We start from the raw sequence: 1,016 nt of genomic DNA, 5'->3' as shown, positions 1-1,016 counted from the left end.
CTCAGAGCCTGTTCCTGAACTAGCGAGTGAGGCGCTTGCTGATGGTGTGGATCATGGCCCAGCGGACCATGGCTTCGTGGTGTTCGGGGCGGCGTTCGTAGTCGCGCACGCAGCGGCGGTGCTGGTTGATCCAGGCCAGAGTGCGTTCCACGACCCATCGACGTGGCAGGGCGACGAAACCGACCTGACCTGCGAGTTTCGAGACGATTTCGATGCTGATCCCGAACAACGATCTGGTCCAGTCGATAAGCGTGCCGGTGTAGCCGGAATCGGCCCAGACCAACCGGATGGTCGGGCACAGATAGCGCAGGCGAGCCAGGAGGTTGCGGGCGGCTACGCGGTCTTGGGCCTCGGCTCCGGTCACGAGCACGCAGATGAGGAGACCGAGCGTATCCACGGCGATGTGGCGTTTACGGCCGTTGATCTTCTTGCCCGCGTCGAATCCCCGGCTCTGTGCGCTGACGGTCTCGGCGGCTTTGACCGAGGCGGAGTCGATGCTGCCGGCGCTGGGTCCAGCACGGCGTCCCTGGGACAGACGTGCGCGATCACGCAGAGCGTCGAGCAGTGCTTGGGTGGTTCCGACGGCTTCCCACGCCGCGAAGTGGTTGTACACAGTGGACCATGGTGGGAAATCCGCTGGGAGCGCACGCCACTTGATGCCGTTGTCGACCACGTACAGGATCGCGTCAACGATCTCGCGGCGGCAGTGTATGGTTCGACGTCCCCCTCGACCGGCCAGCCATCCTGGCGTCGGTAGCAGCGGCTCAATGACCGTCCACTGCGCCTCGCTCATGTCCGAGGGATAGCGACGTGACCTGCGTGAAGGGCGATGCGAGGTGGCCAGCAGGCAGCATTGCCCACCCCGCGCATGAACCAGCGACGCATTCGGGCACGATGACACCTCGGGACTCCTCGGTAGAGCGGATGACTAGGCATCAACCGATCTACCAGGAGTCCCTTCTCATGCCCGCACCCACCCACCACCCAAGATCAAGTTCAGGAACAGGCTCTCAGGG

The 1,016-nt window shown here is 64.0% G+C and carries 1 protein-coding gene; it reads right to left on the bottom strand.

Annotated elements, in window-relative coordinates; genetic code table 11:
• Positions 1–19: 19 nt before the first annotated feature.
• Positions 20–793 (bottom strand): IS5 family transposase, encoded by a 774-nt coding sequence (locus E1181_RS31135; protein WP_132679976.1) that lies wholly within the window; start codon positions 791–793, stop codon positions 20–22.
• Between the last annotated feature and the right edge of the window lie 223 nt (positions 794–1,016).

It is taken from the genome of Saccharopolyspora terrae (genome assembly GCF_004348435.1).
GTDB classification, from domain to species: Bacteria; Actinomycetota; Actinomycetes; order Mycobacteriales; family Pseudonocardiaceae; genus Saccharopolyspora; species Saccharopolyspora endophytica.
This window is presented reverse-complemented; position numbering and strand designations above follow the sequence as displayed.

What these genes read in the sequence shown, in the direction of transcription:
- E1181_RS31135 (WP_132679976.1), bottom strand. Translation starts at nt 793, where the DNA reads ATGAGCGAGGCGCAGTGGACGGTCATTGAGCCGCTGCTACCGACGCCA.